12 protein-coding genes and 1 other RNA gene are annotated in these 13,487 nt (G+C 54.3%); 11 read left to right on the forward strand and 2 right to left on the reverse strand.

Going from position 1 to position 13,487, the window contains the following annotated elements; all coding sequences use genetic code 11:
- Window positions 1–65: 65 nt before the first annotated feature.
- Window positions 66–797, reverse strand: coding sequence for an acetolactate decarboxylase (budA, locus tag GM556_RS04820; protein ID WP_099027182.1), 732 nt, complete (start codon window positions 795–797; stop codon window positions 66–68).
- A 101-nt stretch (window positions 798–898) separates the two neighbouring features.
- Here budA and GM556_RS04825 point away from each other — a divergent pair, with 101 nt between their 5' ends.
- Window positions 899–1,813 (forward strand): LysR family transcriptional regulator, encoded by a 915-nt coding sequence (locus GM556_RS04825; protein WP_155573332.1) that lies wholly within the window; start codon window positions 899–901, stop codon window positions 1,811–1,813.
- 5 nt (window positions 1,814–1,818) lie between these two features.
- On the opposite strand, the gene GM556_RS04830 is transcribed toward GM556_RS04825, so the two are convergent.
- Window positions 1,819–2,085 carry a DUF2312 domain-containing protein gene (locus GM556_RS04830; protein ID WP_155573333.1) on the reverse strand — a complete coding sequence of 89 codons (267 nt, stop codon included), beginning with the start codon at window positions 2,083–2,085 and terminating at the stop codon, window positions 1,819–1,821.
- Between the two features lie 367 nt (window positions 2,086–2,452).
- On the opposite strand from GM556_RS04830, the gene zwf reads away from it, so the two are divergent.
- The 10 genes from zwf (at window position 2,453) to mraY (ending at window position 13,486) form a co-directional block, all read left to right on the forward strand.
- Window positions 2,453–3,925: a glucose-6-phosphate dehydrogenase gene (zwf, locus tag GM556_RS04835; RefSeq protein ID WP_155579419.1), complete on the forward strand. Its 1,473-nt coding sequence runs from the start codon at window positions 2,453–2,455 to the stop codon at window positions 3,923–3,925.
- Between the two features lie 124 nt (window positions 3,926–4,049).
- Window positions 4,050–4,502, forward strand: a complete 453-nt coding sequence (locus GM556_RS04840; protein WP_370513588.1) for a hypothetical protein — start codon at window positions 4,050–4,052, stop codon at window positions 4,500–4,502.
- A gap of 51 nt (window positions 4,503–4,553) precedes the next feature.
- Window positions 4,554–4,954, forward strand: an RNA gene (gene rnpB / locus GM556_RS04845) — RNase P RNA component class A.
- Between the two features lie 351 nt (window positions 4,955–5,305).
- Window positions 5,306–5,782: a division/cell wall cluster transcriptional repressor MraZ gene (gene mraZ / locus GM556_RS04850; RefSeq protein ID WP_155579420.1), complete on the forward strand. Its 477-nt coding sequence runs from the start codon at window positions 5,306–5,308 to the stop codon at window positions 5,780–5,782.
- A 29-nt stretch (window positions 5,783–5,811) separates the two neighbouring features.
- Entirely contained in the window at window positions 5,812–6,756 is a 945-nt protein-coding gene (rsmH, locus tag GM556_RS04855) for a 16S rRNA (cytosine(1402)-N(4))-methyltransferase RsmH (RefSeq protein ID WP_155579481.1), read from the forward strand.
- Entirely contained in the window at window positions 6,753–7,496 is a 744-nt protein-coding gene (locus GM556_RS04860; protein WP_155579421.1) for a hypothetical protein, read from the forward strand. Before rsmH ends, GM556_RS04860 begins: the two co-directional genes overlap by 4 nt.
- A gap of 217 nt (window positions 7,497–7,713) precedes the next feature.
- Complete coding sequence (locus tag GM556_RS04865) at window positions 7,714–9,486, forward strand: penicillin-binding protein 2 (RefSeq protein ID WP_230873299.1); 1,773 nt, start codon at window positions 7,714–7,716, stop codon at window positions 9,484–9,486.
- A 9-nt stretch (window positions 9,487–9,495) separates the two neighbouring features.
- Entirely contained in the window at window positions 9,496–10,983 is a 1,488-nt protein-coding gene (locus tag GM556_RS04870; RefSeq protein WP_155579423.1) for a UDP-N-acetylmuramoyl-L-alanyl-D-glutamate--2,6-diaminopimelate ligase, read from the forward strand.
- The gene (gene murF, locus GM556_RS04875) at window positions 10,983–12,395 is read left to right on the forward strand and encodes a UDP-N-acetylmuramoyl-tripeptide--D-alanyl-D-alanine ligase (protein ID WP_155579424.1); all 1,413 of its coding nucleotides are present in this window, start codon (window positions 10,983–10,985) and stop codon (window positions 12,393–12,395) included. Before GM556_RS04870 ends, murF begins: the two co-directional genes overlap by 1 nt.
- On the forward strand, window positions 12,395–13,486 hold the full coding sequence (gene mraY, locus GM556_RS04880) for a phospho-N-acetylmuramoyl-pentapeptide-transferase (RefSeq protein WP_155579425.1): 1,092 nt from the start codon (window positions 12,395–12,397) through the stop codon (window positions 13,484–13,486). Before murF ends, mraY begins: the two co-directional genes overlap by 1 nt.
- Window position 13,487: the final 1 nt, after the last annotated feature.

Raw genomic sequence — 13,487 nt, forward strand, 5'->3', positions numbered from 1 at the left:
TAATCCCATATAACCCCGCCATTATCTAGGCGGTGTTATTGTAAACATATCAAACCAAGTAAAAATCAACCGCCCTCAGCCGTGCGAATAGCCTCATGCAAGCCTGCTGGCAGGAGGTCGGCCTTAGCGAATTCTTCTGTCTTTGGCAGGGAGATTTCCAAGTCGGACATACGGGCGACTTCCAGCTTGCCAGACTTCACACGGTAATCCGTCACATGCCCGCCATGCTTGCGATCATCACTCAAAACATGGAGGTGATAACCTGCAACATTAATCCCTTGCATATAAGGCGGGGTACGGAAGCCAAGCATCACACCGCTAATCTCCCCCATTTTGAAGGTCGGCTGCTTGGCCACAACCTCCAACATGCCCGGGTAAGGCTTATGCTGGCAAAAGACTGTGCGTGTATCGACTTTCTCAAACTCACCGGTAAACCGCACAGCCCCAAAGAGGTTAGGGTTATCGATAAGCTCATTTACAAGAGCCTCAAACTCTTCTTTGCTCATGGGCTTATCAATTGTGACGGTCTTTTCAGGCTCAAAATAGGTCACACAAGCGAAAGGGGTCTTCATATCCGCTGTCGTACCAGAAGCAATCCCCTCGGAGCGGAACTGCCGTACCTCCCCTTCGGTGACGATCATCTCACCATCTAGAGCATCAAACGTACCCAGACCGAAATCACCATGCTGAACCAGCTCACCCAGCGTCATTTCACCGTCATAAACAGCGTCCAACAACGCGGCCATGGTAGATGTCTGGAAAAGCCGGTTCGGCTTTACACCTGAAGGTCGAGTCATATTGCCCCCTGTGTTGTTACTCTCTTCTTCCCTAAAGCAGGTTAGGGAAGGTCACAAATATATAGTTACCATTACCACCATATATCTTATATATGGATCCTATGGAGATTCGTCATTTTCGCTATTTTGTGACCATTGCTGAGACTGGCAACATCACCCATGCTGCTGAAAAGCTAGGGATGGAACAACCACCCCTCAGCCAACAAATCCGCCGTTTAGAACATACACTCGGCATTGCCCTCTTTCGCCGCCAAGCACGCGGTGTCAGCCTAACAGAAGCCGGACGCGCACTCTTGCCCCATGCGCGTTTGATTCTCGACTTACGCCGTCAATTCATTGAGGATGCACACGGCCTTGCCAGAGGGGAGAAGGGCCATCTACGCATTGGCTTAGCAGGGGCTGTCCCCCTCCTCCCCAGCATTCCTTTTGCTATCCGCCAATTCAGCACCATTGCGCCGGGCGTTACCCTCTCCCTAGAAGAAAGCAATACCCCCGCCTTGTGCGAGGCCTTACTCTCCTACCGCACGGACATCACAATTTTGCGCCCGCCTGTGCCGGATCAAGCGAATGTCCATGTCATTCCTTTATTAGATGAACCGACCCTCATCGCCTTACCGAAAGGGCATCCTTTTACCGATGTAGCAGAGATTCACCTCAGCCGCTTAGCCACCGAGCCACTCATCATCTTCCCGCGGGAATTAGGGCCGGGATTCTTTGACGCTATATTAGCGGCTTATCGCGATGCCGGAGTTACGCCTGCCCTTGGCCAACAAGCCCCACAAATTGCAGGAACCATCCCCCTTGTGGCCGCAGGCTTGGGGGTGTCCATCGTCCCCCAATCACTCCACCAACTTCATACAGGTGGGGTGACATTCCATAAAATCGCACGGCCTGCCCCCCATGCAGCCCTCGCGATTGGGGTGCGCAGAGGCGAACAACCACCTCTCATCAACCATTTTATCAGCGTATTACAACAAGCCTGCAAAACACATACCGAATTACCTGACCTGCCATAACCGCCTTACATGCCTAAAGCGCGCCGATAAATATCCAGCAATGTTTCTTGCTCCTCAACCTCAGCAGGCTCTTGCTTACGCAATTTGATAATCTGTTTGACCACTTTTACATCAAACCCAGCGGATTTTGCCTCGGTGAAAATATCACGAATATCCGCCCCTAATGCTTTACGTTCCTCCTCCAAACGCTCCACACGCTCGATGATAGAACGCAAGCGATCCACCGCAATACCGCCTGTTACCGTACCTTCTTCATTATGATTCATATCCATAATCTCTCTGCCTCCCTACTCAACAATTACACGCTACGATGTTTAGGCGGCTTATCGCCCCCTTTTGAAGGGGTCAATACCGCTCCCTGTGGGAAAAAAGCACACCCTCCGTCATGAAGGGGATAAAACGACTTTAAAATCGCCAAAAATGCTCACAAAGAGCAAAATAGCAGTTCTAAATAAGGCGTAACAGCATCCCTCATAATTTTGCATAGCCCCACCATACCCTCCATCACTGCGGCTTCCTCACCTGCGATGCGGTTATGGCTTGAATAAACAAGGCTAGAGGCTTTAAAGGTAAGAAACCAGAAATAAGAGGTCGCTTTCGCCTCACCCTAATTTCCCCTTTAGGAAAGGTACGCCCATTATGGCTTACTCTCAACAAACCGCACCGTTTGATTATGTCATCTTCGGTGGGACGGGCGACTTGACGATGCGCAAGCTCCTCCCCGCTCTGTATAATCAGCTCCGTATCGGGCATGTTCCTGAAGATGCACGCATCATCGGCACGGCACGCTCAGAACTCTCATGCGATGAGTATCGGGAGCGGGCACGGGAAGCGTTGGAGCATTTTCTGCCTCCCGCCCATAAGGATGCAGCCCTCATTGAGCGTTTCCTCAAAAAAGTGCATTACATCACACTTGATGGCACTAAAAGCGACCATAATTGGGATGACCTCCATGCACTCTTAGAGCAATCCCCAGCAGACCGCATCCGCGTCTTTTATTTCTCCACTGCGCCACAGCTTTTTGAGGCGATTAGCGAGAATCTGAATCGCTTCAGCTTCATCACGCCACAATCCCGCGTTGTGCTGGAGAAACCCATTGGGACCGATAGTGCCTCTGCCCGCGCTATTAATGAAGGTGTAAGCCGCTTTTTTAAAGAAGAACAAATCTTCCGCATCGACCATTATCTCGGCAAAGAGACTGTACAAGACATCATCGCCCTGCGCTTTGCTAACCCTGTTTTTAACGCAGTATGGTCGGCTGAGCATATCCAAAGCATCCAAATCACTGCCGCAGAGACGGTGGGGGTCGAGGGCCGCGCTGCTTATTATGATACATCCGGTGCCCTGCGCGATATGATTCAAAACCATCTGCTGCAAGTGCTTAGCCTATGCGCGATGGAAGCCCCGGCAGACCTTGGTGCAGATTCTGTTCGCGATGCCAAGGTGAAGGTTCTCAAAGCCCTGCGCCCCATCCCAGCTGATAAGGTGGCACAGGAGACACTCCGCGCCCAATATGTTGCTGGCGAGATGGCTGGCTCGAAGGTCCCCGGTTATTTAGAGGAGCTGGGTACAGAGAGCGCAACAGAGACTTACGCCGTTATGCGCGCTTATGTCGATACCCCACGTTGGAAGGATGTCCCCTTCTATATCCGCACCGCCAAACGCTCTCATAAAAAAGTGAGCGAGGTGGTGGTGACCTTCAAAAAAACAGCTTCCTCTCTGTTTGGTAAAGACGGGGAGCATAACCGCCTTGTCATCCGCCTTCAGCCTGATGAGGGCTTTGGCCTGGCCCTGAACATCAAAAACCCCTCTGCTGCGGACTTTTCCCTCCAGCATGGTGCTATGGACGGACGCTTCGCCCCGGCTGATGGCTCTCTCATCCCCGATTCTTACGAGCGTCTCATGCTAGATGCTGTACGCGGCTACCCCGCTCTCTTTATCCGCCGCGATGAGGTAGAAGCCGCATGGGCATGGGTTGAACCTACATTGCAGACATGGGCGGCTAATAAAGTGCCCATGACACATTATCCCGCAGGTTCTTACGGACCAGAGGAGGCGCGTAAGTTCATCGCCTCAACGGGAGATGCATGGCATGAGGATATGGGAGCTTAAAAAAGCTCCCTCCCCTCGCTCTCCCCAGTCATCACAATGCAAGACCGTCCTGCTTTGCTTTTAGCAGGGCGGTTTTGCTATCTCACTGCTCATCCCCTCATTCAAAACATGCAGGTTCATCATCGTGACAGACAACACGCCCCCACGCCTTGGCCGCCGCCGCCCAAGGCCGCCGCGCTCTCTCAAACAGCATATCATCCGCCGACTCATTGTTATCGTCCCAGCCTTTTTCTTAATGTTCATTTTTGTGAGAACAGGCGCACTAGATAACCTCTATGACCGTTTCACCTTTAATAAGCTAAGCTGGTTCGATAATACGGCTTTGGTAGAGCATTTACGGACGGTCATTACCCGTAAAGGCCTTACCACCATGCCACGCCGCTGCCTTGTTATGGTCGTCAACGGGGATGCGAGTACACCCGTACCCTCCATTGATGTCTTGGGACGGCATGGGAATGGCTGCCCCGGCACAACACCATCGGCTGAGCTGTTATTTCACCTTCGCGTTGATCGTGCTGGCCAAAGCATCATGACCGACGCAGGCTCCCCCGGATTATATCGCCCCCTCACCCCCTAACCTTTTCCACTAACTTGACCTCCCCCCATGAGGCAGGCATAAGCAGCCCAGTCAGATGGTCGGGCGATCGCTGTAGCTCTTTAAAAGGGCTAGGGAGGAAAGTCCGGGCTCCACAGGAAGACGGTGCCGGCTAACGGCCGGCGGGGGTGACCCTAGGGACAGTGCCACAGAAACAAAACCGTCCGCCTATCCCCCTTTTTACAAGGGTGATGCGGATAAGGGTGAAACGGTGCGGTAAGAGCGCACCGCGCGGCTGGCAACAGCAGCGGACATGGTAAACCCCACCGGGAGCAAGACCGAATAGGAATGACAAGCCACATATGGCTGGGGGTGCCTGCCCCGTCATTCGGGTTGGTTGCGTGAGGTGTATTGCAAAATACATCCCAGAGGAATGATCGCCCCATCCCCGTAAGGGGATAGGACAGAACCCGGCTTACAGACCATCTGGCCCTTATCCCTCTTTCCCTAACATTCTTTTAATCACAACAAAGCTTCATCATGAGATTTGCCATCACCATGACAAGAAGGAGGCCTTTTTCTGTCATCCCACAAGCCCTTCTTTTCACAAGAGATACACTCCTAACAGCCCGATAGAATCTATTTACCCTCCATTCATCGTTCATTAATTTTAAAATAGTTTTCCCTCCCTTTGCCTCCTTTTTTCTGCCTAAAAAACGCACTTTATCGCCGTTTTTGCACAATAAAACTTTGACGACCCATAAAATCCCATGATACCCCATAAGCTCCCAATTTGTGGGACGTTGTATCCATCACTCAGGTAAAGGGGAGGAGCATTTCACAACATGACTATGTTTCTCGGTACCCATGCCAGCAAGGTGGATGCAAAAGGACGCATCTCCATCCCCTCACCCTTTCGGGCAGTCCTACGCGATAATGCCCGGCCGGGTGATGCGATGATGATTATCCGCCCTTCCCACCTCCATGATTGCTTAGAAGGTTGGACATCCTCTGCCTTCTTCGCCTTCTCCAATGCGTTGGATGAATATGATCCTTTCTCTGAGGAGCATGACGACCTCGCCACAAGCCTTTACGCTGATGCCTACCCGCTTGATTGCGATAAAGAGGGACGCGTCAACCTCCCCAAAGCGTTAAAGGAATATGCCAACCTAGAGGGGGACGTTACTTTTATGGGGCTTGGGCGTGTCTTTCAGATATGGAACCCCGCTCTTGCTGAAGACCGTAGGAAGCAGGCGCGCAGCCATGCGCGTGAGCTAGGCCGCCGCAAGGTCACCTCCCCGCGTGAGGAGTCCGCACCATGAACCACGATATGTATCGCATTGCCGAAGATATGCGGCAGGAAGGGCACTTCCCCGTTATGCTGCCAGAAGTGCTAGAGACATTAGCCCCTAAACCGGGCGGGACTTATCTGGATGGCACCTTTGGCGGTGGCGGCTATAGTCGTGCCCTCCTCCGCGCCGCGCCCTGCACAGTCCATGCGATTGACCGCGACCCTGATGCGATTAAACGCGGCCAGCCTCTCATTGCCGCCTCAGAGGGGCGATTGCACCTCCATCAAGGCACCTTTAGCGCGATGGAGAAGCTTGTCGGCGCATATGGACCTTTTGATGGCATCGTCTTGGACCTCGGTGTTTCATCCTTCCAACTCGACCAAGAAGAACGCGGCTTTTCCTTCCGTCATGATGGGCCTTTGGATATGCGGATGAGCGCAACCGGCCCTAGTGCGGCCGATATCGTCAATGGGGAGAGCGAAGCTGCTCTGGCAGATATTCTGTACCATTATGGGGAGGAACGCCGCTCCCGCCGGGTTGCCCGCGCTATTGTAGATGCCCGCCAGAGCGGCCCCCTCCAGACGACAGGGCAACTTGCCGAAATCATCCGCAAGGCTGTGCCGAAAGAACGACCCAATTTCGACCCTGCAACGCGGAGCTTCCAAGCCATCCGCATCGCTGTGAATGACGAATTAGGCGAGCTAGAGCGCACCTTAAAAACGGCCCCTAACTTGCTCGCCCCGGGCGGTATTTTCTGTATTGTGACCTTCCATTCCCTAGAGGATAGAATGGTTAAGCGCGCCCTTGCCCAGCTAACGGGCCGTGTTGCAGGGCCGTCACGCCATACCCCTCTCTCCTTACAGCAGGCAGAAGCCCCCGCTTTTGCGCTGCTCCATACACGCCCTCGCTCTCCCTCCGAGACAGAGCTTACCCTTAATCCTCGTTCCCGCAGCGCACGTTTGCGCGCTCTGCGGCGCATTTCCGCCCATGGAGCTTCCGCATGATCCGTTTTGCTACTCTTCTCTGCGCCGCGATGGCCGCTGGGTCTGGCCTCTTTCTTTATACAAAGAAGCATGAAACCCTCGTGCTCAATCAGGATATTCGCAAAACAGTGGAGGAAACCCGCCGCGTCCAGCAAGAGACGGCAATACTCCGCACACAATGGGCGTTGCTCAACCAGCCAGACCGCCTCTCTGCGTTATCGCAACGTGTGCTGCCTCAACTAAGGCAGGTCGAGCCTACACAATTTGTTCAGCTTGCCAATTTACGAGAGAGACTCCCTGCAATCAGCCATCATGTCATTGCCATGACACCTGCGCGGGAGCAAGCACGGCGTACATTAGTGGCCCTCACCACGCCTGCTGCCCCCACAACAGCGACCCCGCATGATGATAGCCCCCTCACTGAACACCACATCACACACACGCACAGCCCCGCCAGCATTGCGGATAAGCAGAGCGTCACAAACCACAGTTTAGAGCAAGACCTTGCCTTACTTAGCGGGCCTGATAATACTAAAGCTACACGCCCTCACCGGCATGATGCAGATGCTACCATCCTTCACAAAAGCCATTCTGTAACGTCCCATCCCCATACAGAGGCTACGGATGATGTCGCTTGGCATCCGTCTGCTTCTCACCAAGAGGGACACCACAGCCATGAAAGGGGCATCCATACATCCGCCCTCTCTTTTGGTGATGACGACCAAGCCCCCTTACCCCCGCCTACGCCTTTAACGAACTAATCAAAGCGGTAAGGCGTACCGCTCCCCTCCTCCACCTCTTTCGTAACCGAACCCCCGCCCCATGGCTGCCAAACCTTCCCATACAGCTCATAAGAAACAACGGAGGCCCTTTTTTCTCCTCCGTTGGGTAGCGGCCTGTCGGCAATGGCGCAATGACCGTAAGCAAAACCCTTTTAGCTGGTTAGAAACAAGCCATAATCGGCTCATCTATTTGGGGATGGGATTTCTCTTTCTTTATGGTGGGGTCGCGTTAAAGGCCCTCTTTGCCACCATTCTTGCCCCTATGGCCCCGCTTCCTAATCAGGTCGGGGCGATTATTCCTGACATTCCCCACCCAGACCCTAAAGCCCTCGCTGGCAGTGGGTTTGTACTGCCTAATATTCAACGCGCTACCATTACAGACCGTAACGGCCAGCCTTTGGCTCTCTCTCTGCCAGTTGTGCAAGTTTACGCCAACCCGATGGAAATTATTGAGCCTGAAGATGTTGCCAAACAACTCCATTCCATATTGCCTAACCTAAATATCCCTGAGACCATTCGCCGCTTAAAGCAGAAAAAACAGTTCGTTTATCTCGCCCGCAATATTGCCCCTGTTGATGAATTGGCAATTAATAATCTAGGCATCCCCGGCATTTATTTTGAGAATGGTGAACAACGCCATTACCCGCTTGGCACGCTTGCCGCGCAAATATTAGGGGCTGTGGATATTGATAATCACGGCATTGCAGGGGTGGAGAAATATTTTAATCAACGCCTCCTCAGCGACCGCACACCCCTGCGCCTCTCCCTTGATGCCCGCGTGCAAGCGGCAATGCGCGATGAACTTAATGAAGCCAAAACACGCTTCCGCGCTATCGGGGCCTCGGCCATCCTCATGGATGTCCATACGGGGGAAATCATCGCTATGATTAGCTTGCCTGATTATGATGCGAATGACTTCGCCCATGCCTCAGATGATGCACGCTTTAACCGTGCGGTAACAGGTATGTATGAGCCGGGATCGACCTTTAAGCTACAAACAGCAGCTATGGCGTTACAGCTTGGGGTAGCGCATCCGTGGGACCAATTCTCTACCACTCCTATCAAGGTAGGGCGGTTTAAAATCTCCGACTTAAAGACCGACCATTTCGCCCCTTGGCTGGCTCTACCATCGGTCATGGCGTTTTCCTCCAACCCTGCTTCAGCTCATATTGCCCTAGATGTCGGGCGGGAACGCCAACATGATTGGCTTAAAAATATGGGCTTCCTCGACCGCGTCCCAGTCGAACTCCCCGAGGCGGGCCGTCCCATCGTCCCTTCCCTCAAAAATTGGGGGGAAACCACCGTTATGACCGTAGGCTTTGGTCATGGTGTTGCGGAATCCCCTCTCGCTATCGTCCGTGGGACAGCCACAACGGGGAATGGTGGGTACCTCGTCACCCCTACACTCTTAGCCCGCGATCATCTAAATGATGATGTCGTGATGGCTGAGGAGGAGAAAGGCCCACATCTCATCTCCACCCACAATGCAGACCTATTACGGCGTATTTTACGGCTCGTTGTTACAAAAGGCATCGGTAAAAAGGCCGAAAGCCCCGGCTATCTCGTTGGTGGGAAAACCGGCACAGCAGAGAAAATCGGGGCACATGGCGGGTACCTTAAACACGTCAATATTACCGCCTTTACCGGCATGTTCCCCATGAACGCCCCACGCTATGCACTCTATGTCATGCTGGATGCCCCCCAAGGTACGGCAGAAACCCATGGCTGGACAACCGCCGGCTGGATTGCCGCACCGACATTCTCCAAAATCGTCACACGCGTTGCCCCTATGCTGGGCCTCTTTCCCGTCCCGCCGGAGAAGGCCCAGCAGCTTGATGACCAACTCGCCCTTGCTTTGACCCCACCCGTCCCACCGGGAGTACGTCGCCCCCTTGGCCCTGGTAATGACCCCGGCGCGGCGGCTGTTAATCGCCTCGCTGCTAAACATACCCCTCATCACGCTCATTAGGCCCTGCTCATGAAACTCTCTGCCTTACTCCATCGCTACGCTCTCTCCTCCCCCAGCACGCATGACCCCCTCATCACCGCAATCACGGCTGATAGTCGGCAGGTCAAAGCGGGGAGCCTCTTTGTCGCCCTAAGCGGCCATAAACATGATGGGCGAGACTTCATCCCCGCCGCGATTACCCAAGGGGCAGCCGCAATCATCCTTGCCCCCAAACAAGGGGAAACCCTCCCGCCGGAGCGACATGAAAACGGCCATACAGCCCCCCTCATCCCTGTAGCGAACCCAGCCCATTTCCTCGCCCAAGCGGCCGCTTACCTCGCAGGGCCACAACCAGCACATATCACCGCCATTACGGGGACAAATGGCAAAAGCAGCACAGCTGACTTCCTCCGTCAGCTTTATCAACTCCGCCATTATAAAGCTGCCAGCCTCGGCACGTTAGGCCTCATCAGCGATGTAGAGATGCCCCCTCTGCCAGCCTTAACCACGCCTGATGCTGTTAGCTTAGCAACAACACTCGCGCGCCTAAAAACCTATGGTGTTGAGCATGTTGCCTTAGAGGCATCATCCCACGGGCTTCATCAAAAACGGCTTGATGGCGTGGCCATTACCGCAGCGGGTTTTTCCAACCTCACGCGTGATCATCTCGATTATCATCACACGATGGAGGACTATCGAGACGCTAAGCTCTCCCTCTTTAGCACCCTATTGCCGGAAGGGGGGCTTGCGGTCATCAATGATGATATAGATGTTGAGAGCCGAGACGCCCTCCAGCGTATTGCCGCAAAACGCGCTCTAAAACTCCGCACAGTCGGCACAAAGGGTGAGACAATCCGCCTTCTCGGTGCGCAACCAACCCCACATGGGCAAGACCTCACCATCCAGCTTTATGGCCGTACATTACCGCCTATTCACTTCCCACTGCCGGGGCGGTTCCAAGCGGAAAATGCATTGCTTGCCGCCGCTCTTTGCTGGGAACATGAGGAGGAAGCAGACGCCATCATCGCCCTGCTCCCCCATTTAAAAGGGGTACCGGGCCGTTGTGAACCGGTCGCAACCCTCCCTAACGGGGCCTGCGCTTATGTCGATTACGCCCATACGCCTGATGCATTAGAGCATGTTCTCCTCAGCCTCCGCCCCCACGCAGCGGGGCGGTTGGTGGTGGTCTTTGGTGCAGGAGGCGACCGCGACAAAGGCAAACGCCCTCTCATGGGGCAGATTGCCGCTCATCTCGCTGATGAGGTCATCATTACTGATGATAACCCCCGCAGCGAAGACCCCGCCACTATCCGTGCCGCCATCCGCGCGACAGCTCCCCAAGCGCAAGAGATTGGTAACCGCAAAGACGCTATCCAAACCGCTCTTGAGAGCCTCAGAGAAGGTGATGTGCTGCTCATCGCTGGGAAAGGCCATGAGACTGGCCAGATTATCAACGGGGTAACCCATCCTTTTGATGACCGTACACTCACAGCCGCCCTCGCTGCGGAGTTATCATAATGCCCACCAGCACAGCCCCACTTTGGACAAGCCAAGACCTCCGCAACGCCACACAAGGCCGGCTCACCGGTGATGTGCATGTCCGTGCTGTCTGTATTGATACGCGCAGCCTCCAACCGGGGGACCTTTTTATTGCACTCATTGGCCATAATGCGGATGGGCACCAATATCTCAAGCAGGCTTTAGAGCATGGCGCGGCCTGCGTTATGGCGCATGATGGTGCAGCCATTGCTAAAGCTGGCTTAACCGATGACCCCCGCCTCCTCCTCGTCTCGGACACGATGCAGGCCCTAGAGGCATTAGGGCGTTATCGCCGTGCTCAGTTTAAAGGCAAGGCCATTGCCATCACAGGGAGCGTAGGCAAAACCACAACCAAAAACATGCTCACCACAGCCTTAGCCGCCTATGGGAAGGTTCATGCCTCGGTGGCTTCCTTTAACAACCATTGGGGCGTCCCCCTTACCTTAGCGCGCTTACCTCAAGACGCTGCCTTTTGCATTAGCGAAGTGGGCATGAACCACCCTGGCGAGATTGCCCCTCTAGTGGCTCAAATCCGCCCCGATATTGGCCTTATTACCACCATCGGGAGCGCACATCTCGGCCATATGGGCAGCCTTAACGCCATCGCTGCGGAAAAAGCCAGCCTCTTTGCGGCTCTACCAGCGGGTGGAACGGCCCTCTGCCCAGAAGAAGCCGCGCAATTCCCCGCTGTCACCCACGCTATCCCACAAGATGTCTCCCTCTGGCAGGTGGGGACAACGTCTCATGCAACCATTCATTGTGATGAGCTGCACTGCACCGCCACGGGAAGTCAACTTCATCTCTCCACGCCGGCGGGGGAAGCACAGCTTACACTTACAGCCCCGGGGCCTCACCTCGCCCGCAATGCCGCTTTAGCTCTTGGTGCAGTGGCTGCTTTGGGCCTTCCGCCCCAGGCGGGGGCCACGGCTTTACGCCACTTCCAGCCCGAGGCGGGGCGTGGGCAACAACGGCTTTTACCCGGTGAAATCACCTTATTGGATGAAAGCTATAATGCCTCCGGCCCCAGCATACGTGCAGCACTGGAGACGCTAAGCTTAATGCCCGCCCCCCGCCATATTGCCGCCCTGGGGGATATTCGCGAGCTCGGCACCTTTGCCGCAGAGGAGCATCGTGCCCTAGCCCAACCGTTAACAGAGCATAACATCCTTACTTTTTGTTGTGGCCCGCATATGAAATCCCTTTACGAGGCCCTTCCCCGATCCCTACAGGGCGGTTATGCTGAGACATCAACCCAACTTGCCCTGCTTCTACGCCCTGCTTTGCAGAAAGGGGACGTTTTGCTTGTAAAGGGCAGCTTGGGAAGCCGTATGCGTGACCTCATTGCGTTATTAGACCAACCCGAATCATCCCATAGCCCAGAGTCCGCCTAATGCTGTTTAACCTCCTTGCCGCTCCCTATTCCTCCCATGGTGGCCTGCTCAACCTACTGCATTATATGACCTTTCGGGCCGGATGTGCTTGCTTAACGGCGTTAATCATCTCCCTCCTCTTGGGGAAACCTTTTATTGCCCAGCTTAAACGCATTCAACGGCAAGGCCAGCCCATCCGCGCTTTAGGGCCAGAACGCCATATTTTGGAGAAAGCAGGCACCCCCACAATGGGCGGGGGCCTTATTCTTTTCTCCCTCGCTCTCTCCACCCTATTATGGGCAGATTTACGCGATGGTTTTGTGTGGGCTGTCTTACTCACCACGCTAGGCTTTGGCGCTATTGGCTTTGCAGATGATTACCTCAAACTCGCCAAAGGCAATAGCAAAGGGGTCTCTAAAAAACTCCGCCTCGGTGGGGAGTTCCTCATCTCTTGTCTTGCAGGCATTGCGATGGAGGCCCTCACCCCGCCAGAGTTCCGCAATGCGGTGGCCTTTCCCTTTACAAAAACCTTCATGTTGCATTTGGGCTATGCGTTCCCCCTCTTTGCAATGGTCACCATCACAGGTTTTGGTAATGCGGTAAACCTCACTGATGGGCTTGATGGCCTCGCTACTGTCCCCTCCATCATCGCTGCTTTGGTCTTTGCCTTAATCGCCTATCTGGTTGGTAACCACGTCTTTGCAGATTATCTTCAGCTTCATCACGTCCCTGGCACGGGGGAGCTAAGCATCTTCTGCGCGGCTCTCATTGGGGCGGGTTTGGGCTTCTTATGGTTCAATGCCCCTCCGGCAGAGGTCTTTATGGGCGATACCGGCTCCCTAGCCCTTGGTGGGGCTTTAGGCGCGGTGTCCGTAGCGGTTAAGCACGAGCTAGTCCTCTGCCTCGTAGGGGGGTTATTTGTGATGGAGACCATCTCCGTCATTCTCCAAGTCTTTTGGTTCCGCCGAACGGGAAAACGTATTTTTCTTATGGCTCCCCTCCACCATCATTTTGAGAAAATGGGCTGGCAAGAGCCAAAGATTGTCGTACGCTTTTGGATTGTCGCTATCATCTTGGGGCTATGTGGCCTCGCTACGTTGAAGATACGCTAAT

The sequence above is a fragment of the Bombella sp. ESL0378 genome (assembly GCF_009725845.1).
GTDB lineage: Bacteria > Pseudomonadota > Alphaproteobacteria > Acetobacterales > Acetobacteraceae > Bombella > Bombella pollinis.